This window comes from Limnohabitans sp. DCL3, from assembly GCF_048019295.1.
In the GTDB taxonomy this organism is placed as follows: domain Bacteria; phylum Pseudomonadota; class Gammaproteobacteria; order Burkholderiales; family Burkholderiaceae_C; genus Limnohabitans_A.
This window is the reverse complement of record NZ_CP171842.1, coordinates 947016-966092: the sequence shown is the minus strand read 5'-3', so window position 1 is coordinate 966092 and position 19077 is coordinate 947016. Positions and strand designations below refer to the sequence as shown.

The 19077-nt window shown below is 60.4% G+C and carries 21 protein-coding genes; 4 read left to right on the top strand and 17 right to left on the bottom strand.

Annotation, left to right across the window (positions count from 1 at the left end; genetic code table 11):
- The first annotated feature begins 3 nt into the window (after nt 1-3).
- Nucleotides 4-1578, top strand: coding sequence for an acyl CoA:acetate/3-ketoacid CoA transferase (locus ACHEXK_RS04380; RefSeq protein WP_416548150.1), 1575 nt, complete (start codon nt 4-6; stop codon nt 1576-1578).
- A gap of 47 nt (nt 1579-1625) precedes the next feature.
- Here ACHEXK_RS04380 and aroE read toward each other — a convergent pair whose 3' ends face one another.
- The 8 genes from aroE to ACHEXK_RS04340 form a co-directional block, all read right to left on the bottom strand.
- Nucleotides 1626-2459, bottom strand: coding sequence for a shikimate dehydrogenase (gene aroE / locus ACHEXK_RS04375; protein WP_416548149.1), 834 nt, complete (start codon nt 2457-2459; stop codon nt 1626-1628).
- Nucleotides 2460-2520: 61 nt separating this feature from the next.
- Nucleotides 2521-3735: an MFS transporter gene (locus ACHEXK_RS04370; protein ID WP_416548148.1), complete on the bottom strand. Its 1215-nt coding sequence runs from the start codon at nt 3733-3735 to the stop codon at nt 2521-2523.
- On the bottom strand, nt 3710-4663 hold the full coding sequence (locus ACHEXK_RS04365) for a Gfo/Idh/MocA family oxidoreductase (protein WP_416548147.1): 954 nt from the start codon (nt 4661-4663) through the stop codon (nt 3710-3712). The genes ACHEXK_RS04370 and ACHEXK_RS04365 overlap by 26 nt, the downstream gene beginning before the upstream one ends.
- Before the next feature lie 12 nt (nt 4664-4675).
- The gene (locus tag ACHEXK_RS04360; protein WP_416548858.1) at nt 4676-5554 is read right to left on the bottom strand and encodes a class III extradiol dioxygenase subunit beta; all 879 of its coding nucleotides are present in this window, start codon (nt 5552-5554) and stop codon (nt 4676-4678) included.
- Nucleotides 5555-5556: 2 nt separating this feature from the next.
- Nucleotides 5557-6015 carry a protocatechuate 4,5-dioxygenase subunit alpha gene (gene ligA / locus ACHEXK_RS04355; protein WP_416548146.1) on the bottom strand — a complete coding sequence of 153 codons (459 nt, stop codon included), beginning with the start codon at nt 6013-6015 and terminating at the stop codon, nt 5557-5559.
- Nucleotides 6015-6950 (bottom strand): amidohydrolase family protein, encoded by a 936-nt coding sequence (locus tag ACHEXK_RS04350; protein WP_416548145.1) that lies wholly within the window; start codon nt 6948-6950, stop codon nt 6015-6017. The genes ligA and ACHEXK_RS04350 overlap by 1 nt, the downstream gene beginning before the upstream one ends.
- A gap of 138 nt (nt 6951-7088) precedes the next feature.
- Nucleotides 7089-7772: a 4-carboxy-4-hydroxy-2-oxoadipate aldolase/oxaloacetate decarboxylase gene (ligK, locus tag ACHEXK_RS04345; RefSeq protein ID WP_416548144.1), complete on the bottom strand. Its 684-nt coding sequence runs from the start codon at nt 7770-7772 to the stop codon at nt 7089-7091.
- A gap of 29 nt (nt 7773-7801) precedes the next feature.
- Entirely contained in the window at nt 7802-8830 is a 1029-nt protein-coding gene (locus ACHEXK_RS04340) for an amidohydrolase family protein (protein WP_416548856.1), read from the bottom strand.
- Nucleotides 8831-9003: 173 nt separating this feature from the next.
- On the opposite strand from ACHEXK_RS04340, the gene ACHEXK_RS04335 reads away from it, so the two are divergent.
- A complete protein-coding gene (locus ACHEXK_RS04335) occupies nt 9004-9912 on the top strand; it encodes a LysR substrate-binding domain-containing protein (protein WP_416548143.1) in 909 nt (302 codons plus the stop codon).
- A 7-nt stretch (nt 9913-9919) separates the two neighbouring features.
- Here the strand turns inward: ACHEXK_RS04335 and ACHEXK_RS04330 are convergent, their stop codons facing one another.
- The 9 genes from ACHEXK_RS04330 to ACHEXK_RS04290 are packed head-to-tail and all read right to left on the bottom strand — an operon-like array spanning nt 9920 to nt 17185.
- Complete coding sequence (locus ACHEXK_RS04330) at nt 9920-10873, bottom strand: AEC family transporter (protein ID WP_416548142.1); 954 nt, start codon at nt 10871-10873, stop codon at nt 9920-9922.
- 14 nt (nt 10874-10887) lie between these two features.
- The gene (locus ACHEXK_RS04325) at nt 10888-12222 is read right to left on the bottom strand and encodes a TRAP transporter large permease (RefSeq protein WP_416548141.1); all 1335 of its coding nucleotides are present in this window, start codon (nt 12220-12222) and stop codon (nt 10888-10890) included.
- Complete coding sequence (locus ACHEXK_RS04320; RefSeq protein WP_416548140.1) at nt 12219-12716, bottom strand: TRAP transporter small permease; 498 nt, start codon at nt 12714-12716, stop codon at nt 12219-12221. The genes ACHEXK_RS04325 and ACHEXK_RS04320 overlap by 4 nt, the downstream gene beginning before the upstream one ends.
- 56 nt (nt 12717-12772) lie before the next feature.
- Nucleotides 12773-13807, bottom strand: coding sequence for a TRAP transporter substrate-binding protein (locus ACHEXK_RS04315; RefSeq protein WP_416548139.1), 1035 nt, complete (start codon nt 13805-13807; stop codon nt 12773-12775).
- A 58-nt stretch (nt 13808-13865) separates the two neighbouring features.
- On the bottom strand, nt 13866-14309 hold the full coding sequence (locus ACHEXK_RS04310) for a nuclear transport factor 2 family protein (protein WP_416548138.1): 444 nt from the start codon (nt 14307-14309) through the stop codon (nt 13866-13868).
- An 8-nt stretch (nt 14310-14317) separates the two neighbouring features.
- Nucleotides 14318-15058 carry an alpha/beta fold hydrolase gene (locus ACHEXK_RS04305; protein ID WP_416548137.1) on the bottom strand — a complete coding sequence of 247 codons (741 nt, stop codon included), beginning with the start codon at nt 15056-15058 and terminating at the stop codon, nt 14318-14320.
- A gap of 1 nt (nt 15059) precedes the next feature.
- Nucleotides 15060-15368, bottom strand: a complete 309-nt coding sequence (locus tag ACHEXK_RS04300) for a 2Fe-2S iron-sulfur cluster-binding protein (RefSeq protein WP_416548136.1) — start codon at nt 15366-15368, stop codon at nt 15060-15062.
- On the bottom strand, nt 15365-16417 hold the full coding sequence (locus ACHEXK_RS04295; RefSeq protein WP_416548135.1) for a Rieske 2Fe-2S domain-containing protein: 1053 nt from the start codon (nt 16415-16417) through the stop codon (nt 15365-15367). Before ACHEXK_RS04295 ends, ACHEXK_RS04300 begins: the two co-directional genes overlap by 4 nt.
- Nucleotides 16418-16420: 3 nt before the next feature.
- Entirely contained in the window at nt 16421-17185 is a 765-nt protein-coding gene (locus tag ACHEXK_RS04290) for a GntR family transcriptional regulator (protein WP_416548134.1), read from the bottom strand.
- 173 nt (nt 17186-17358) lie between these two features.
- Here ACHEXK_RS04290 and ACHEXK_RS04285 point away from each other — a divergent pair, with 173 nt between their 5' ends.
- Together ACHEXK_RS04285 and chrA are read left to right on the top strand one after the other, a co-directional pair.
- Nucleotides 17359-17724: a hypothetical protein gene (locus tag ACHEXK_RS04285; RefSeq protein ID WP_416548133.1), complete on the top strand. Its 366-nt coding sequence runs from the start codon at nt 17359-17361 to the stop codon at nt 17722-17724.
- Nucleotides 17721-19049 (top strand): chromate efflux transporter, encoded by a 1329-nt coding sequence (gene chrA, locus ACHEXK_RS04280; protein ID WP_416548132.1) that lies wholly within the window; start codon nt 17721-17723, stop codon nt 19047-19049. The genes ACHEXK_RS04285 and chrA overlap by 4 nt, the downstream gene beginning before the upstream one ends.
- The last annotated feature ends 28 nt before the right edge of the window (nt 19050-19077 follow it).

Sequence of the window (19077 nt, the reverse complement as noted above, 5' to 3'; positions counted from 1 at the left end):
GACATGCAAACCAAATTCATGACCGCCAAAGAGGCGGCACAACTCATCCAAGACGGTGACACCGTGGGCCTCATGGGCGGCGGCGGCGGCTTGATGGAAGCGACCCATGTGTTTGAAGCGGTGCAAGAACGCTTCCTCAGCACACAAACACCTGAGAACCTGACCGTCATCCACGCCCTTGGAATTGGCGACAAAAAAACCAAAGGCATGAACTGCTTCGCGCACGAAGGTCTGGTTCGACGTGTCATTGGCGGCCACTGGGTGTGGTCGCCCGCCATGCAGCAGCTGGCTTTGTCCAACAAAATCGAGGCCTACATCTTGCCCGGTGGTGTGAGCAGCCAGCTCCTGCGCGAGATCGGAGCGGGCCGCCCCGGCCTCATCAGCCACGTGGGCCTGGGCACGGTGTGCGACCCGCGCCACGGGGGGGGCCGCATGAACGATGCCGCGCAAGACGACTTGGCCGAAGTCATCCAGATCGATGGCCGCGAATACCTGCGCTACAAACCGTTTCCCGTGCACGTGGCCATCGTGCGCGCCAGCAGCGCCGACGAGGACGGCAACATCAGCTTTGAACACGAAGCGGCCAACCTCGATGCGCAGTCTTTGGCCTTGGCTGCCCGCAACAGCGGCGGCAAAGTCATCGTGCAGGTCAAAGAACGCTTGCCCAAGGGCACCCTCAAAGCCCGCGAAGTGCGCATCCCCTCGGCCTGGGTGGACGCCATCGTCGTGGATCCGCAGCAATCCACCAGCTACGCCATCCCTTTCGATCCGGCCTTCAGCGGCGAGTTGACGGGGCCCGCGCGCTTGAGCAGCGAGGCCCAAGACCACGCCCGCGAAGTGGCGGCTGCACAAGAAGCCTTCAGCGAGCGCCAGGCGGTGGCGCGTCGGGCCTACCAGGAGTTGTTCAACACCGGCAAAACCCGACCCGTCATCAACTACGGTGTGGGCGTGCCCGATGCGGTGGCCAAACTGATGGCGGCACGCAACGAGCAACACCGCATTTACCAAACCATCGAACACGGCACCTATGGCGGCACGCTCATGGACGGCGTGTTGTTTGGCTACGCCCGCAACGCCACCGCCATGCTGGACGCCGCGACGCAGTTCGATTTTTATGGCGGCGGGGGTCTGGACATTGCCTTTTTGGGCTTTGGCGAATTCGACGAAGAAGGCTCGGTCAATGTCTCGCGCTTGGGCGGCGTGACGGTCGGCCCTGGCGGCTTCATCGACATCGCGCAAAACGCGAAGAAAGTGGTGTTCTGCGGCACCTTGGCAGCCAAGGGCGTCCAGCTGAAAACCGGCGACGGGCAGATGCGCGTGATCGCGCAAGGTGCGGTGAAAAAATTGGTCAAAAAAGTGGACCAAATCACCTTTTCAGGGCCACAAGGTTTGGTGCGCCAACAAGAAGTGCTGTACCTCACCGAGCGCGCCAGCTTCAGACTCACGCCCAAAGGCATCGAACTCTTTGAGCTGGCCCCCGGCATCGATCTGCAGCGCGATGTGCTCGACCAGATGGCGTTCGTGCCGCTGTTGGCCCATCCCCTGAAGGTCATGGACGGGGCCTGCTTCAAGGCCTGAGGGTCACGAAGACGGGCCAGGGCCAGGGTGAGGCCCCCCTGCCCCTTTCACACCAAGGGCACGGTCAATTGTTGAATGACATCAGCCGTGTCTGGGCGCACGCCACGCCACCATTCAAAAGCCTCCGCAGCTTGCTCTGCCAACATGCCCACGCCATCGGCCAGCTGCGTCACACCGGCTTGCTGAGCGAGCCGCAGAAAGGGCGTGAGGCCCTTGCCGTAGGCCAGTTCGTAAGCCAGACACCCGGGGGCAAAAGCCGAAGCAGGCAAAGGCGGCAATTCGGCGGTCAAACTGGCCGAGGTGGCATTGAACACCGCATCAAAAGCCACTGTGCCCAGATCGGCATAGCCGCCCCCCCGAACCGGCACCGAGCCCGTCTGGTGCTGGCCTGCCAATTGAGCGAGTTCTTGGGCTTTGGCCACGGTGCGGTTGACGATCCACAACTCGGCTGGCCTCTGGGCCAAGATGGGCAGCAAGGCCCCCCGGGTCGCACCGCCCGCGCCCAAAATCAAGACCCGTCGCCCTTGCAATGGGCAGCCCAGGTTGTGCACCACATCACGCACCAGACCCACACCGTCGAAATTTTCGGCATGAACTTTGTCGCCCTCGAATTTCATGGCGTTGACGGCCCCGGCCATCTGCGCGCTGGGTGCCAGATCGGTGGCATAGGCAAAAGCATCGAGCTTGAAGGGCGCGGTCACGTTCATGCCCCGCCCCCCTGCGGCTCGAAATGCCCCCACGGCCGCGGCAAAGCCCCCCAAAGGGGCCAACAACTTGGTGTACCCGATGTCCTGTCCCGTGGCTTGGGCATAGGCGGTGTGGATGAGCGGCGACTTGCTCTGCTCAATGGGGTTACCGATAACGGCGTAATGGTCGGTCATAACGTGTCCAGCAAACAATGGGGGTATCTTATCCCCACGAACCCATGACCCCGCTCAAAGCTCAGTGCCGCCCCACCAAACGGTAGACCACAGCCCCCAAGGCAATGACACACAGCGCCGCGGCCGTGAACGCATAAGCCAGCCAACCCATGTCCACGCTCTGGGCCATGAGCAGCACACCCGTGGACTGGCCGAAAAACAGCGAACTGGCAAACAAGGTCACCGCCGTTCCTCGCGCCGCCGGCGCCATCTGCGTGGCTTGTACTTGCAAGGTGTTGTGCAGCATGTAAAAGCCCAGGCCCGTGAGGGTGCAGGCCAACATGCCTACCCCAGCCGAACGTCCCCAGGCCAACAACAAAAAGCCCGAAACGATCAAGCCAGCACCGGTGCGAACCAAACCCCGCTCGCCCAACCAAGCCAGCCAACGCCGCGCCATCTGGCTGTACAACAAGCCCCCAAGGCCATACAGCATCATCACCGATCCCGCCGCCACCACACTCAAACCATAGTGCTGGTGCAAATGCGTGGGCATGAAGGCCATGGAGCCGAACACCAAAGCCCCTTCGCTGGCCGTGACGCACAGCACCCAGCGCACCCGTGGCATGCCCAACAATCGCCCCGTTGTGCGCAGCGATGCCCCTAAACCGGGCGCCTCTGAAGCCGCAGCCAGCGGGTGGCGGCGCAGCAATCGCCAGAGCAAAGCAGCGGCCACCGAAAACAACACCGACAGAACCCCAAAGGCACTGCGCCAGCCCAGGGTATCGGCGGCAAACCCGCCAAACCACAGGCCACTCATCATGCCGATCACGGTGGCGCTCATGATTTTGGCCAGCGTTTCCTGACGCCTTTCGTAGGGCACTTGGTCGCCCACCCAGGCCATGGCCAAAGGAATGATGCCCGCTCCCGCCATGCCCATGAAGCCGCGCATGATGACCAGCATGGGCAAATTCGCCGACATGGACGTGATGGCACTGAACAGCGCACAGGCCAACACCGCCCAAGAAACCACACGCAACTTGCCAAACCGGTCACCCAAAGGGCCATACAGCAGCTGAGAAAACCCATACACCACGGCATACACCGAGACCACCGCCGAGGCGTCTCCCGTACTGACTTGGAACTCATCGCTGAGCACGACCAGCATGGGATCGCCAATGCGCATGGCGGCCATGCTGGCAAAACCCGCCAAGCCCAAAACTTTCAGGTACTGGCGCTCAAGATGGGGCGTGAGTGGGGTCATGCGCTGGGTGTCAGGCCAATTGCTGCTCCAAGTCATGCAAGACCTGGTAGCACGGCAAGACTTGCGCGATGCTGGAATTGGGCTCGCGGCCTTCACGGATCGCAGCGAAAAACTCGCGGTCTTGCAATTCAATACCGTTCATCGAGACGGCCACTTGCGACACATCGATCTTTTCTTCCTTGCCGGTGTACAGGTCGTCGTAACGTGCCAGATAAGTCCCGGTGTCGCCGATGTAACGGAAGTAGGTGCCCAAGGGGCCATCGTTGTTGAAACTCAGGCTCAGGGTGCAAATCGCCCCATTGGCGGCTTGGAGCTGGATGCTCATGTCCATGGCGATGCCCAGGGTGGGGTGGATCGGTCCTTGCACCGCATGGGCTTTGACAATGGGGCTGCCGCACTGGTAGGCGAACAAATCCACCGTGTGCGCAGCGTGATGCCACAAAAGGTGGTCCGTCCAGCTGCGGGCCTGGCCCAACGCGTTCATGTTGGTGCGGCGAAAGAAATAGGTCTGCACATCCATTTGCTGGATGTTGAATTCACCGGCCTTGATTTTTTGGTTCACCCACTGGTGGCTGGGGTTGAAGCGGCGGGTGTGACCCACCATGGCCACGAGACCTGTTTCTTGTTGAACACGCCAAACTTCTTGGCCCTCCTTGTACACATCGCACAGCGGGATTTCGACTTGCACGTGCTTGCCAGCTTGGAGGCAAGCTAAGGTTTGACTGGCGTGCATCTGCGTGGGTGTGCACAGGATGACAGCGTCGACTTCTTTCAAAGCCAGTGATTCATGGAGGTCGGTGGTGACGTGAGCAATGCCGTATTTGTCCGCCACCTCTTGGGTTTTGGCGAACTCTCGGCCAATCAAAGAGACGACTTGCACGCCGTCGATGTTTTGGATGCCGTCGAGGTGTTTGATACCGAAGGCACCAGCGCCCGCCAGGGCGACTTGGATGGTTTTGCGCATGGATGAAATCTCTCAGCTGTTTTCAAGAATGACGTGGCCCACCGCCGTGTTGCTGGCAGGTACATGGTAGAAACGATGACGCAATTGGGGCGCAGGGCCAGTGACTTTGCCGTCGTTCACATCGGCCATGGCACCCCGTGCAATCAGCCACATCACCAGCTCAATCCCCTCACTGCCCGCTTCGCGCACATAGTCGATGTGCGGCGTATTGGCGGCAGCCACCGGGTCCTGGATCAGCTGGTCCAACCAGGCGTTGTCCCACTCGCGGTTGATCAAGCCGGCACGTGCCCCCTGAAGCTGGTGGCTCATGCCGCCTGTGCCCCAGATGTGCACATGGATGTCTTCGTCAAAGCTCTCGACCGCTTTGCGGATGGCCTGTCCCAACTTGAAGCAGCGCTGACCGCTGGGTACGGGGTATTGGACGACGTTGACAGCAAAAGGAATCACCGGGCAAGGCCAGGCGTCTTTCACAGGGTCCAATTCGCCGCACATCAGAGACAAGGGCACCGTGAGGCCGTGGTCCACATCCATCTTGTTGACGATGGTCAGGTCAAAGTCCTGCTGAATGACCGATTGCGCGATGTGCGAAGCCAATTCGGGGTGGCCTTTGACGACGGGCACGGGGCGTGGCCCCCAACCTTCGTCAGCGGGCTGGTACTCGGGCGCCGTACCGATGGCAAAAGTGGGGATCATGTCCAGACTGAAGGCCGTGGCATGGTCGTTGAACACCAAAATAATCACATCGGGCTTGTTCTCCTTCATCCACTGCTTGGAGAACTCGTAGCCCGCAAACAGGGGTTTCCAGTAGTCTTCTTTCGTCTTGCCCAGGTCCATGGCCGCACCAATGGCGGGGACATGCGAGGTGAAAACGGAGGCGGTGATTTTGGCCATGTTCATGCTGCCTTTCCTGGTGCACCTTGGGTTTGACCCGCTGCCCCTTGGGGCTGACGGTGCGCCTGTGCATCGCCGTCTTCGCCAATGTAGCGGTTGCCCTCGATGCTGCGGCCGCCTTGGATCATCATGTTGCGGTACTCCTCCTCGGTCATGCCCGTCATGGAGCCTGCCATTTGTTGAAAGCTCTTGCCATCGGTCGAACCGATTTTGGCGAGGAAGTAAATGTTGCCACCGGTGCGCATGCACCAGTTCAGGTCACGCGCTAAAACGGCTTGTTTTTGTTCCTCGCTCATGGGCCACTCGTCCAGGTAGGCGCGCTCGTCGGCCTTGAAGCGTTCGCGGTTCTCCGCCTTCATCAGCGACATGCAAAACTGGTTGATCCAGTAGCCTTTGCGCGATTGCTCGGCATCAAAAATGATCGTGCCGGGTACGTCGGTGTAGGGTTTTTCGAGTGCCATCAGTTTGTCTCCTCGGACCAATACAGGCGCATCGGGTTGTCCACCAGCAGCTGCCGCTGCAGCTCGGCCGTGGGTGCGATGTGCGGGATGAAGTCCACCAAAAGACCGTCGTCGGGCATGTGGTCTTTGAGGTTGGGGTGCGGCCAGTCGGTGCCCCAGAGCACCCGATCAGGAAACTCCGCCACGATGCGTTTGGCAAACGGAATCACATCGAGGTAGGCATTTTTCTCACCGTTCAAGGCCTTGGGGCCCGTGACCGAGAGGCGTTCGGGACAGGACACTTTGCTCCACACATTGGGGTGCTCGCGCATGAATTTTTCAAACAGCGCAAACTGCGGGCCGTCTACTGGCAGCGACACATCGGGGCGACCCATGTGGTCCACCACCACCGTGGTGGGCAGTGCGGTGAAGAAGTCCCAAAGCTCCGGCAAGTCCACCGCTTCAAAGTAGATCACCACATGCCAGCCCCATTTTTGAATCCGGCCAGCGATCTCGAGCAACTCGTCCTTGGGCGTGAAATCCACCAGACGCTTGACGAAGTTGAAGCGCACACCACGCACACCGGCGTCGTGCATGGCCTGGATTTCATCGTCCGTCACGCTGCGTTTGACGGTGGCCACACCGCGCGCCTTGCCGCCGGAGTTGACCAAGGCATCCACCATGGCGCGGTTGTCTGCACCGTGGCAGGTGGCCTGCACCACCACATTGCGCGCAAAGCCCAAGTGGTCGCGCAGCGCGTACAACTGGTGCTTGCTGGCGTCACACGGGGTGTACTTGCGCTCGGGTGCGTAGGGGAACTCGCCCCCCGGGCCAAACACATGGCAGTGGGCATCCACAGCGCCAGCGGGCAATTGAAAGCGGGGTTGGCTGGGACCGCTGAACCAGTCCAGCCAGCCAGCGGTTTTGGTGAAATCACCTGTCGTCGGTTTGGTCATCTTCTTCTCCTCATCTTGCCAATCGCTGTCGCTGACTGCGAAGCGCGGCTGTGGCCGTGTTGGGGCGATTGGCTGGCCGAAGGACCGATGAGCCTCGGCACGGCCGCAGCCGCGCATCGCACCACCACGGGCGGTTGATCAATCGATGTACTTCAATCCCGCAGCCGCCAAGGGTTCGCGCATTTTGTACATGTCCAGGCCCAGCACACCCGATGCGAGCTTGGCGCGTTTTTCGCCCTCGAAGCTTTCGCGCTTTTGGGCAGCGTCCAGCGTTTGTACGGCCCGGGCTGCGGGCACGCACACCACGCCATCGTCATCGGCCACGATCACATCGCCGGGGGTGACCAGCATGCCGGCGCACACCACCGGGATGTTGACCGAGCCGATGGTGGACTTGATGCAACCCTTGCTGCTGATGGCTTTGCTCCACACGGGGAAATTCATTTTTTGCAGCTCTTTCACATCGCGTGCGCCGGCATCGATGATCAAGGCCCGCGCACCACGCGCCTGAAAGGACGTGGCCAGCAGATCGCCAAAGTAGCCGTCGGTGCAGTCCGCCGTGATGGCCGCAACCACAATGTCGCCGGGCTGAATCTGCTCGGCCACCACATGCATCATCCAGTTGTCACCGGGGTGCAGCAATACCGTGACCGCCGTGCCCGACACCTGAGCGCCCGGGTAGATCGGGCGCATGTAAGGCTTCATGAGGCCGACACGGCCCATGGCCTCGTGCACCGTGGCCGAGCCGAGAGCGCCCAGGCCGTCAGCGGCTGTGCGCTCTGCGCGGGTGATGTTGCGGTAAACAACGCCGAGTTCATACATGGTTTTCTCCTGAATTTCGAATCAATGGCTCACCGGCCTTTGGCTGTCAGCTGGTCATCGAGTCGCTTGAACACACGCCGCGCGTTGCCTTCGTAGACCATGTAACGCTCTTGGTCGTTCAGGTTGGCTGTGGCTTGCACATAGCGCTTGGTGTCGTCAAAGTAATGGCCGGTTTCGGGGTCGATGCCGCGCACCGCGCCGATCATCTCGGAGGCGAACAAAATGTTCTTGACCGGAATCACCTTGGTCAACAAATCGATGCCCGGCTGGTGGTAAACGCAGGTGTCAAAGAAGATGTTGTTGAGCAGGTGTTCAGACAACAGTGGTTTCTTGAGCTCTTGGGCCAGACCGCGAAAACGCCCCCAGTGGTAAGGCACCGCACCGCCGCCATGCGGGATCAAGAACTTCAGCGTCGGGAAATCCTTGAACAGATCGCTCGTCAGGCACTGCATGAAGGCGGTGGTATCGGCGTTGAGATAATGCGCGCCCGTGGTGTGAAAGCAGCTGTTGCAACTGGTGCTCACATGGATCATCGCGGGGATGTCGTACTCGACCATTTTTTCGTAGATGGGGTACCAAGCCTTGTCAGACAGGGGTGGCGATGTCCAGTGGCCGCCCGACGGATCGGGGTTCAGGTTGATGCCCACGTTGCCGTATTGCTCGACGCACTTGACCAGCTCGGGGATGCAGGTGGCCGGGTCCACACCGGGCGACTGGGGCAGCATGGCCGCAGGCACAAAGTGGTCGGGGAAAAGTTGCGCCACGCGGTAGCACAGCTCATTGCAAATGGCCGCCCAGGTGGACGAGACGTTGAAGTCGCCAATGTGGTGGGCCATGAAGCTGGCGCGGGGGCTGAAGATGGTGATGTCCGAGCCGCGCTCTTTCATCTTGGCCAGCTGGTTGGTCTCGATGCTTTCGCGCAACTCGTCGTCGCTGATTTTGAGATCAGCGACTTTGGGCATGGACACGGGGTCTTGGATGCCGGCAATTTGCTGGTTGCGCCAGTTCTCCAGCGCCTTGGGGGCGGTGGTGTAGTGGCCGTGCACGTCGATGATCAAAGGTTTCTTTGGGCTCATGGCAATCCTGATGGGGCAATGTGTTTGCCCAGATTGTGCAGGTTCACTCCGCCAACGCCCAGCCCTCGGCACATCTACCAGCTAGAACAAATAGGTATAACCCATCCTTGGATATGACAAAATAAGTCCAGCGAAAACCCCTCCCCCCCGATCTCATGGACCTCAAACAGCTGGAATATTTTGTGCGCGTGGCCGAACTGGGCAGCTTCACGCGGGCGGCTCAAGCACTGAGCGTGGCCCAACCGGCACTCAGCCGCCAGGTGCGCTTGCTCGAGGTCGAACTGCGCCAAAACCTGCTGTTGCGCAACGGGCGCGGCGCCACCCCAACTCAGGCCGGGCTGTTGCTGCTGGAGCACGGCCGGGGGATCCTGCACCAAGTGGAGCGCGCGCGGGAAGAACTGGGCCGGGTGCGCACGGGCCTCACCGGCCGCGTGGCTTTGGGCCTGCCACCCAGCGTGGCGCGGGTGTTGACGGTACCTTTGACTCGGGCCTTTCGCGCCAAGATGCCGCAAGCCCAGCTGTCCATCAGCGAAGGCCTGTCCAGCGCCATGCAGGAAAACCTGCAAAACGGCCGTTTGGACATTGCGGTCCTCTACAACCCCAGCCCATTGCCCGGCATCGAGCACCACCCCTTGGTGCAAGAAGCGCTGCTGCTGGTACAGCCTCGCCCGCCGGGCTTGCAAGAAGACCCCCCACCTGCCGCCATCGCGCTGAAAGAGCTGGCCGCCCTGCCCCTGGTCATCCCCACCCGCCCCAATGCGATCCGCATGCATGTGGAGTCCGAAATGGCCGCCATCGGCTGCCGCCCGCTCATCGCGTTGGAGATCGACGGGGTGAGTGCCATTTTGGACTTGGTGGCCGACGGCGCAGGCTATGCCATCTTGCCGCGCAACGCCGTGATGCGTTCGGTGCGACCTTCGGCTTACAGCGTGCGCCCTGTTTCAGCCCCTGCCTTGACCATCCAACTCACAACAGCCATCAGTTCGCTGCGCCCCACCACCTTGACCCAACAAGCCACCCTGGCTTTGATCACCGAAGTCTCTCAGGCCTGGCTCACCAACTGATCAGCACTCAAAGCAGGCCGTGCTGCAAAACCCACAGCCAAGCACTCAGGGTAAAGAAGGACAACACCGTCGTGACCAGCGAGGCGGCCGCGCTGATCGCGCCATGTCCATGGCGTTGGCTCAAGATGGTGAAGATGCCCAGCATGGGCAAGGCCCCGGTCAACAAAACCGCTGAACGCAACGCCGGGTCTTCGACGGGAACCACCCAAGTCACCACGCCCCACATGACCAAGGGGCTGATGAACAATTTACCCATCACAATTTGCGCCACGGTGGTCTGCAAGCCGCTCACCTGCAGGCCCACCAAAGAGCCCCCGATGACAAAGAGCGACAGGGCCGCGCTGGCCTGCGCAAACAAATTCACCGTTCGCCCCAACGGTGCGGGCATGGCCCAACCCGAAAGCGAAAACAAGAACCCCCCCACAATGCCCCAAATCATCGGGTTTTGGGCCAGGTTTTTGCCGGTTTGCCACAGCACCCTTTTCCACTGCCCTGGCGGGCCACCTTGCGAATCGGCCACAGCGAGCAAAAGGGGAATCATCAAGAGGTTTTCCACCACCATGTTCAGCGCCAGCGCGACACCGGCCACAGGGCCGAAGCTCAGCAGCATGATGGGGTACCCCACAAATCCGCTGTTGGGGCAAGACATGCCCATGGCCATCATGCTGCCAAAGCTCAGACTGTGCCCTTGGACTTGACGGGCCCAAAACAGTCCGCCCCCGATCACCAGCAAGGCCCCCAAGGCATAGGCCAAGAGGTAAGAGGGATTGAGGATTTCTGACACGCTGCGCTGCGACAGCGCGTTGAACAGCAAAGCAGGCAAGGCCAAGTTCAGTGTGAACTTGCCAAAAACCTGCATGTCGCTGGGCGCAAACAAACCTCGCCGAGTGGCCCAGTAGCCCAGCCAGATGGCGCCATAAATCGGACCGGTGATGGCCAAAATGTCCACTGCCGCGCCCATTCAACCACCCCCAATCATCGCGTGAACAGCTGTCCCACCAACCACAGGCTCAAGGCAGGGACCCACAACAAGACCACCAATCGGACCAAGTCCCAAGCCAAGAAAGGCATCAAACCTGTGTAGGTTTCGCGCATGGGCACATCCCGCGCCAAACTGTTGACCACGTACACGTTCAAGCCCACCGGGGGTGCGATCAAACCAAAACTGACCGTCATCAACACCAAAATGCCAAACCACAAGGCTTTGAGTTCGTAGGACAAGCCCCACAAATCCAAGGCCATGACGGCCGGGAAAATCACCGGAATGGTCAGCAGCAGCATGGACAGCTCGTCCATGACGCAGCCCAACACGATGTACAAAACCAGGACCGCCGTCACAATTCCCAAGGGCGCCACAGGCAAACCCGACACCCACAAGGCCACCATTTTGGGCATCTCGGTGAGCGCCAAAGTGGCGTTCATCATGTCTGCACCCAAGAAAATCATGAAGACCATCGCGGTGGTTTCCGCGGTGCTCAGCAAGGCCGCTTTCAGACCCGCCGATTTGAGCTCTTTTTTGGCCAAGCCCACCAACAAGGTCAAGACAGCACCCACGCCTGCACCCTCGGTGGGCGAGAACAATCCCCCGTAAATCCCGCCAAACACCACCACAAAGACAGCCAAGATGGGCCAAATCGAAAGCAAAGCCGACCCTCTTTCAGGCCATGACAGCGCCGGGGTCAAAGGTGCCATCTCGGGTCGTGCGCGCGCATACAAACCGATGACCACCAAGTAACCCAACATGGCCACCACGCCGGGGATGATGGCCGCCGCAAACAGCTTGGCAATGTTTTGCTCGGTCAAGATGGCATAAACCACCAAGGGCACGGAGGGGGGAATCAAAATCCCCAAGGTGCCGCCCGCCGCCAAAGACGCCGTTGACAATCGGCCTTGGTAGCCATGGCGCCGCATTTCGGGGTAAGCCACTTGGGTGATGGTGGCCGATGTCGCCACAGAGGAGCCGCAGACCGCGCCAAAGGCACCGGCCGACAGCACCGAGGCCATGGCCAAACCGCCACGCACATGCCCGACCATCGCAGCCGCCGCCTTGAAAAGGTCTCGGCTGAGTCCACCTTGCGTCGCAAATTGCCCCATCAACAAAAACAAAGGAATCACGCTCAATTCATACACCGTCAGCCGCGCCACCGCGCTGCCCTTGAGGAAGTTGAGGGTCGTGGCGCTGTCGCTCATCAGGCCATAACCCACCAAACCGGGAATGAACATCGCCGCCGCAATGGGGACGCGCAAAGCCATGAGCACCACCATGGCCACAAACATCACCAAGCCAATTTGAGGGGCCCACTGGGTCATGCGGCCACCTCTTGAGACGACTCGGTTTGTCCGAAGAGGCCTTGCACCAAAGCCACCCAACCGGCCAAAGCCAAGCCCGGAGCCAAGCAGGCATAAGCCCACCACATGGGCAAACTGATGATCATGGTCGTTTCACCGGCTTCGCGAACCGAGATGGCGCCGATGCTGGTGCGCCAAGCCAGCAAGCCATAAAGCAAGACCAGCGAGAGTTGGCCGATGGCATCCAAACGTTTTTGCGTGCCCACAGAAGCGGATTGGGTGAAAAAATCCACAATGATGTTGCCTCTTTGCAGTTGGCAGTAGGGCAAACACATCGAGATGGCAAAAGCAATGCCCATTTGGGTCATCTCTACGTCCCCCGGAATGGGCTGCGACCAGACAGCGCGCATGACCACACTCAGCAAAGTGAGGAAACCCGTGGCCAATGCCACAGCGGCGCCCACCATCCCAAAAGCCCGGCACAGGGGCGCTAAAAGCATTGACGAAGACATCATGGATTTCCGAATTTGGGCACAGGGCCTGCCCCTCAGGACGAGGGGCAGGCGCAGGATCACTTGTTGTATTTCTTGATCAGGTCTTTGGCGTCTTGCAGCATTTGCTTGCCTGGCAAACCGCGCTTGTCCATGTCAGCCACCCATTCGTCGTACAACGGGGCTGAAGCCTGAATCCAACGGTCGGTCTCTGCAGCGTTGATTTTGTTGAAAACGTTGCCACGGGCCACGGCCGCATTGCGTCCGGTTGCGGTGGCTTCATCCCAATAGCGACCAATGGTGCGCGACAGGTTGCCGCCACTGTTTTTATCGATCACGCTTTTCAAATCTGCAGGCAAGCTGTCGTACTTGGCTTGGTTCATCGCCATCACGAAACCGGCGGTGAACATGGAGGGACGGCTGGCCTCAATTTCGGTGTGGTATTTGCTCACTTCGTGCAATTTGAAAGCTGGGATGATTTCCCAAGCCGTCATGAAGCCGTCGATCGTGCCTTTGGTCATGGCATCAGCCACTGGCGGAATGGGCATGCCGACTGGTGTGGCCCCCAATCTGGCCAAGAGCTTGGTCGATTGGCGGCTGGCGGCTCGGATCTTCAAGCCCTTGAAATCCTCCATGCTGCGGATGGGTTTGCTGGAGGTGCTGACAAAGCCTTCGTCGTGCACCCAGGTGGCCAAGATTTTGGTGCCCGTAAATTCCTTGGTCGCGTACTTGCTGTAGTAATCCCAAGCGGCAGCCGATGCCGATTCAGCCGTGTTGGTCATGAATGGCAACTCCAGGGCTTCCATGATTGGGAAACGACCGGGGGTGTAACCGGGCAATGTCACCACCAAATCGTCCACGCCGTCCTTGACCCGGTCCACCAGCTGCGCGGGCGTTCCGCCACCCGTCATGGCCGGCAGAATTTGGCAACGCATGCGGTTGTTGGATTCTTTGGCAATGGCCTCACACCATGGGGCCACCACACGGCTGTGTCCAATGGCCATGGTGGGCCAAATATGGTGCACTTTGAGCACAATTTCTTGGGCCTGTGCAGACGCTGCAGCCGCAAGGGCCAGCACGACGGCACCGCGTACCAAACTGTTGGAAAGGGTCATGAAAGTCTCCTGGTTAAGTGAATAGAAAAACAAACAAACGGCCTGCAGTGAAACAGGCTCAACGAAAAAACACAAACTCAGACTGTCGCCTCAGTAACCACCAGCGCTCGGCTGTCCAAGCCCAAACATCACGGTGCTCGCCAAGTTTTTGCGCCGCGTCGGCCGGCCGACCGGCCGCTGTCTTCGCATCACTCAGGCGGCCTGTCCACAGCAACACCGCGCTGTGGGCCTGCACCCGGTCAGGGGATGACCACGTCAGATGAACATTGGACAACAGGTGCCGCGTGATGCGGTCCGGATCGCGTTGCGCATAAGCCCCACAAACCGCCAGCGGCCCTTGCAGCGTTTGGCCATCGGGCCTGACGAAAGTCACATCCGCGTGCAAACACGATGCCAGGACCTCCAGGTCACCGTGGTCAATGGCCCAGCTCAAACGCACGATTTGCGCATGAATGGCTTGCTCGTGCGCAGCGCCAGTCATCGCATCCGGTGTGTCGCGCACGACCCGACTCACACCGGCTCCAGCGCCAAGGGTGTGGACGCCAGCCAGTCGGCCAGCACTTGGGCCACGGCTGAAGGCTGCTCCATGGGCGCCATGTGCCCTGCCGACTCGATCACAGACACCACAGGCTGGGGCAACAAAGCGGCCATGGCCTGGTGCTGCGCAAGCGGAGACCAACTGTCTTGCGCACCGCACAACAGGTAAACCGGTCCGTCAATGCTTTGAAGGGTCGCGCTGGCATCGGGCCGTGCCAACAAAGCCCGAATTTGGCTGGCGAAATGGTCAGGCGTGCGCCGCGCAAACATGTCAACGATGGCGTCCATCAGGGCGGTGTCGGTCAAACGCGACGGGTTAACCATGCCTTGCGCCCAGGTGCGGGCCATGGTCTGCACGCCTTGTTGCAGCGCCAAATCCAGCAAGGCCTGGCGTTTTGTCGCCTCGGCTTGACCTTCAGCACCCCGTGGGCGAGCCAGGTAGCCCGTGTCCAGCAAGGCCAAGTGCCGCACCCGCTGAGGGGCCAGTCGCCGCATCTCCAGAGCAACACGCCCGCCCATGGAGTGCCCCGCCACGGCCAAATCGCCCGGTACAGATGCCAAAATTTGACGCGCCATGCCCTCGATGTCGTCGCACAGTCCGTGGTCGGGCACCACTGCCCGTTCGGCTTGGGGACCCCAATGCGCCATCACCCCAGACCACACGGCGTGATCGCACATGAGGCCAGGCACCAGCACCAACGTGGTGGAGGTCATGTCAAAGGTCCAGCACCAGGCGCGCGGTCTGGCTGCGTGAACAGCACAGCATGATGCAGTCGCCTTTTTCTTGCTCCTCCGGTGTCAGGTAACTGTCCCAGTGGTCGGGCGTGCCGGCCACCACAGCGGTCAAGCAGGTGCCGCAAATGCCTTCAGCGCAAGAGAACGGCGCGTCATGCCCTGCATCCTGCAGCGCTTTCAAAATAGACTGGTCTTTGGCCACTTGCACAATTTGGCCGCTCTTGTGCAATTGAATTTCAAAGCCACCGTCTGCAGCGATGGGGGTTTGGGTCAGTTCTGTGGTGTTCATGCGGTCACTCCGGGGGTGTTTTCCAAAGCCAGCAAACGCTCAATGATGCGACGCGATTGCACGCCGCCCGAGTCGATGTTGAGCATCAACAATTTGCGGTCAGGCCATTTGCTGATGTTGGCTTGCTGCAATTGCAGCATGTCCATGTCCTCATTGAAGATGCCGCCCTGCCCCGCACGGATCTTGTCGGTCAGCGCCGCATCATGGGGCTTGAACTGGCGCGCCATGCCCCAGTGGTACCAATGAGAGGTTTCGGTCTCGGGGGTGATGAAGTCCACCACCACGCTGTAGGCTTTGTGCTCGGGCGCGGCGTGAAAACCACCTTGCCCTGCCAGCGCCACACCCACGTCAATCATGATGTGACTGGGGGGGGTGAAACGGCAAATTTGCCAGCGGTCGACCTTGGCCGCTGGGTCCAAGCCGTTGGCGCTCATGGCCATTTGCCAAAACGGCGGCGCCTGAATGCCTTGCATGTGGCGCTGCAAAATGACCCGGTCACCTTCGACCGTGGTGGTGCAAGGTGTCTCGTCGATTTCGGGCTGGCCAATGCTGTTGGCGTGGACATAGGTCTCGTGCGTGAGGTCCATCAGGTTGTCGATCATCAGGCGGTAATCGGCCTTGACGTGGTAAAGCCCTCCTCCGTAAGCCCATGCCGGATCGTCAAAAAACTCGAACACCGGCATGTGGGCCACATCGGCTTGGGACTGGTCACCCGGCCACACCCAAACGAAACCATAACGCTCTACCACCGCATAGCTCTTGATGGCGGGAAAGCCTCGCACGCGTTGCCCGGGCATGTGCACGGTTTTACCTTCGCAGCCCATCTCCAGACCGTGGTATCCGCAGACCAATTTACCGTTGCACACTGTGCCCAACGACAAGGGTGCACCCCGGTGCGGGCAAAAGTCCTCCACCGCCGCGACCTGGCCATGCGGGCCTTTGAAAAACGCCATTTGCTCATTGCAAATGGTTCGGCCCAAGGGCTTGTCGCCCAGTGCCTCCAATTCGGTCATGGCGCAGGCCACATACCACGTGTTTTTGATGAACATGTTTCAGACCTTGTTTCGAATGAGTTGCATGCCCGGCATAGCGGCTTGCTGCGGGTTTTGCATGACCAGTCCCAGGTTATGCCGCGCCAGGCGAGAGTGTTCACGCATCAGCGCTTCGGCTCGACCGGCTTCTCGTTGCCCAATGGCGTCCAACACTTGGCGATGCTGGTGCTGCGCGACCACCAGCATGTCGCGGGCATCGGGGCTGTGGGCTTGCACACCCACAAAACCCGAAGCAGAAGCAAAAGGCAGGCGCGATGCCCGCTCAATCTCCCGGGCCAAGACAGCACTGTTGGCCATCTCGGCCAGCAGCGTGTGAAAGCGCCCATTCAAAGCCACATAGCTGGAAAAACTCTCGTCATCCAGGGTCACTTGTCGCAGCAATTGATCGATCTGATCAAGGCAGACACGAGCTTGCGCCATCACAGCAATCGGCACACCACGCTCTGCGGCCAGCCTGGCGGCCAGGCCTTCCAGCGTGCCGCGCAACTCGATGGCATCGGCCACCTCTTGCTCAGAAAAAGTACGCACCGCATACCCACCACCACTGAGCGCTTCCAACAAACCTTCCTGACCCAGACGCATCAAGGCCGCCCGGATCGGGGTGCGCGACATGCCCAAGCGCTCGACCAGCGCCAGCTCGGCAATGCGCGAGCCAGCGGGCAGTTCACCGGCCAGGATCAGCTCACGCAGGCGCTGCTGCGCCTTGACCGCTTGTGAGCCGCCTTCAGCGTCAGAATCAACCAATCGAACAGGAGATGCGGGCATGACCATGTGGATAAAAAAATGGATTTAACCACCGCCCAAGCCCGCCCTGTATACAGAAAACCCTAATAGCCCCTCAATTTGCTCAATTTTTAAGCGAATTATCAAATTCTTGTATCCCAAGTGACAAACTGGGCGCGCCAGCGACAATCGCACCATGGCAAGAAAGACACCGCATGAGTTGGCAATTTTTGGAATTTGACTGCAGCGAAGACAGCCAAGGCGTGGTTTGCTGGGACGCCCTGGCGCAACCGACCGCGCGCCACACGCCCGCATTGCTGCAAGAAGTGACCCGGTTGCTGCGTTGGACACACCGCTTGGGCTTGCAAGGCCCGGGGCCCTTGGAAGACGGGGCAGACTGGGACTTTGACCTGCAAATTCACGTTGACAACGCACCACTGAAGGCTCTGTGGCAGAACGCCGATGACGCGCTCAGCCTCACGCCCCAGCCATCACCCGGCACACAGATCACCCTGAGCCTGAGCATCAGCGGCAACCCCGCATTTGCACAGGCATTTCGTGAACACTGGAATACGCCGTGAGCCCAAGCCCGCCGAGCGCACCCGTCGGTTTTTTGCAAGCCCTCAAATTTTGGTTGTGGCTGGGTTGCGTCAGCTTTGGCGGACCGGCTGGCCAGATCGCCCTGATGCATGAAGAGTTGGTGGTGCGTCGCCGCTGGATCTCTGAAAAACGCTATCTGCATGCGCTGCAATACTGCATGCTGCTGCCCGGCCCCGAAGCCCAGCAATTGGCCACCTACATGGGCTGGCTGATGCACGGCACACGCGGCGGCGTGGCAGCAGGGGCTTTGTTTGTGCTGCCGTCCTTGTTGCTGCTGATTGTGCTGAGCTGGGCCTACACGGCCTGGGGCCAACACCCTTGGGGACAAGCCTTGCTCTGGGGCTTGAAGCCAGCGGTGACGGCGCTGGTATGGCAAGCTGCGCACCGCATGGCCCAGCGCACCCTCAAAGGCCGCTGGCTTTGGGTGCTGGCCACTTTGTCTTTTGCAGGCACCCTCTGGGGGCTGCCCTTCCCTCTGATCATCGCAGGCGCGGCTGTCATCGGCTTTTTCATGACGCACGCCCAAGGCGAAGGGCCTGGGCTGATGGCAACGACCCGCCCGCTGACAGCCCCCTGTGCCAACGCCAGTTGGCTCGATGACCATTCAGCACCACCGGCACACACGCGTCACAGTGCCCAACGGCTGTGGCGTGCTGTCGCCATCGGCTTGGGCTTGTGGGCGCTGAGTTTGGGTCTGATCGCTGCACTGATGGGCACTGGCCACACGCTCACCCAGATGGGCGGCTTTTTCACGCAAGCGGCTTTGCTCACATTTGGCGGCGCCTACGCGGTTTTGCCTTTTGTGACACAGGCCGCCGTGGCGCAATACGGCTGGCTCACGGCCGCACAAATGATGGATGGCCTGGCCCTGGGGGAGACCACACCTGGGCCACTGATCATGGTGGTCGCCTTTGTGGGCTTTTTGGGCGGGCACAGTCAAAACTTGCTCGGCGACCCGTTGCTGGGCGGCGTGGTGGCCGCCTGCGTGGTGACCTGGTTCACTTTCTTGCCATCATTCGTCTTCATTTTGGCGGGAGGACCGCTTGTGGAATCAACGCGGCACATGCCCTCACTCCAGGGCCCATTGCAAGGCATCACAGCCGCCGTGATCGGGGTCATCTTGCACTTAGCGGGTGTGTTTGCACGGCAGACCTGGCTGCCGGGGGGGTGGCACATGCTGCCCGATCTGAGTGCCATCGCCTTGACCTGTGTGGCCTTGGGGGCCTTGGTCTGGAAGGGCCAAAGTGTGCTGCGTGTACTGGCTGCGTGTGGGTTGCTGGGGCTGTTGCGGCAAGCCCTGTTGTGATGCGGCTTGCAAGTCACACCAGTCACTT

Bases quoted from the DNA above. Each gene is read 5' to 3' on its own strand.
- ACHEXK_RS04380 (WP_416548150.1), top strand. From the start codon at position 4: ATGCAAACCAAATTCATGACCGCCAAAGAGGCGGCACAACTCATCCAA.
- aroE (WP_416548149.1), bottom strand. From the start codon at position 2,459: ATGACCGACCATTACGCCGTTATCGGTAACCCCATTGAGCAGAGCAAG.
- ACHEXK_RS04370 (WP_416548148.1), bottom strand. From the start codon at position 3,735: ATGACTTGGAGCAGCAATTGGCCTGACACCCAGCGCATGACCCCACTC.
- ACHEXK_RS04365 (WP_416548147.1), bottom strand. From the start codon at position 4,663: ATGCGCAAAACCATCCAAGTCGCCCTGGCGGGCGCTGGTGCCTTCGGT.
- ACHEXK_RS04360 (WP_416548858.1), bottom strand. From the start codon at position 5,554: ATGGCCAAAATCACCGCCTCCGTTTTCACCTCGCATGTCCCCGCCATT.
- ligA (WP_416548146.1), bottom strand. From the start codon at position 6,015: ATGGCACTCGAAAAACCCTACACCGACGTACCCGGCACGATCATTTTT.
- ACHEXK_RS04350 (WP_416548145.1), bottom strand. From the start codon at position 6,950: ATGACCAAACCGACGACAGGTGATTTCACCAAAACCGCTGGCTGGCTG.
- ligK (WP_416548144.1), bottom strand. From the start codon at position 7,772: ATGTATGAACTCGGCGTTGTTTACCGCAACATCACCCGCGCAGAGCGC.
- ACHEXK_RS04335 (WP_416548143.1), top strand. From the start codon at position 9,004: ATGGACCTCAAACAGCTGGAATATTTTGTGCGCGTGGCCGAACTGGGC.
- ACHEXK_RS04330 (WP_416548142.1), bottom strand. From the start codon at position 10,873: ATGGGCGCGGCAGTGGACATTTTGGCCATCACCGGTCCGATTTATGGC.
- ACHEXK_RS04325 (WP_416548141.1), bottom strand. From the start codon at position 12,222: ATGACCCAGTGGGCCCCTCAAATTGGCTTGGTGATGTTTGTGGCCATG.
- ACHEXK_RS04320 (WP_416548140.1), bottom strand. From the start codon at position 12,716: ATGATGTCTTCGTCAATGCTTTTAGCGCCCCTGTGCCGGGCTTTTGGG.
- ACHEXK_RS04315 (WP_416548139.1), bottom strand. From the start codon at position 13,807: ATGACCCTTTCCAACAGTTTGGTACGCGGTGCCGTCGTGCTGGCCCTT.
- ACHEXK_RS04305 (WP_416548137.1), bottom strand. From the start codon at position 15,058: ATGACCTCCACCACGTTGGTGCTGGTGCCTGGCCTCATGTGCGATCAC.
- ACHEXK_RS04300 (WP_416548136.1), bottom strand. From the start codon at position 15,368: ATGAACACCACAGAACTGACCCAAACCCCCATCGCTGCAGACGGTGGC.
- ACHEXK_RS04295 (WP_416548135.1), bottom strand. From the start codon at position 16,417: ATGTTCATCAAAAACACGTGGTATGTGGCCTGCGCCATGACCGAATTG.
- ACHEXK_RS04290 (WP_416548134.1), bottom strand. From the start codon at position 17,185: ATGCCCGCATCTCCTGTTCGATTGGTTGATTCTGACGCTGAAGGCGGC.
- ACHEXK_RS04285 (WP_416548133.1), top strand. From the start codon at position 17,359: ATGAGTTGGCAATTTTTGGAATTTGACTGCAGCGAAGACAGCCAAGGC.